Consider the following 501-nt stretch of genomic DNA (forward strand, 5'->3'; position numbering starts at 1 on the left):
ATATAGCGCAGGCGGTTGCAGTTGCGAGATGTTATGGAGCAAAGGTGAATTAAATCATTTGTAACACCGTTCAATATATTGAACGGTGTTACAAATAGTAATGATTTTTAAAAATTGCCTTTTACCGCTTTTATAATATGATGTGTGAAATTGCTAATGTCAGGAGATGCTGAATATGGATAGCATAAAGATTAAACAACTATATGAAGCATTAAGAAAATCTTGGTCAATAGAAACGAGTTCTAAGTGGACGAGCGAAAGCCCAGCAAAGGGACAATGTGGTGTAACGGCCCTTATTGTCCAAGAATTGTGCGGGGGAGAGATAATAAAGACGAAGATAGGTGAAGTATGGCATTTCTACAATAAAGTAGATGGGAAAAGGTATGATTTTACTAGGACCCAATTTCATGAAACATTAAACTATATGGACATGAAGTCGAGCCGTGAAGAAGCATTTGCAGATACAAATGAAAAACAATATAGCATTTTGAAGGAAAAGAC

The 501-nt window shown here is 36.1% G+C and carries 1 protein-coding gene; it reads left to right on the plus strand.

Features of this window, described 5'->3' with window-relative positions; genetic code table 11:
- Positions 1-175: 175 nt before the first annotated feature.
- The coding region (locus tag AC1DTM_RS31445; RefSeq protein ID WP_477001816.1) for a YunG family protein at positions 176-501 on the plus strand (326 nt) is incomplete at its 3' end.

The organism is Bacillus sp. P4_D3 (assembly GCF_056401855.1).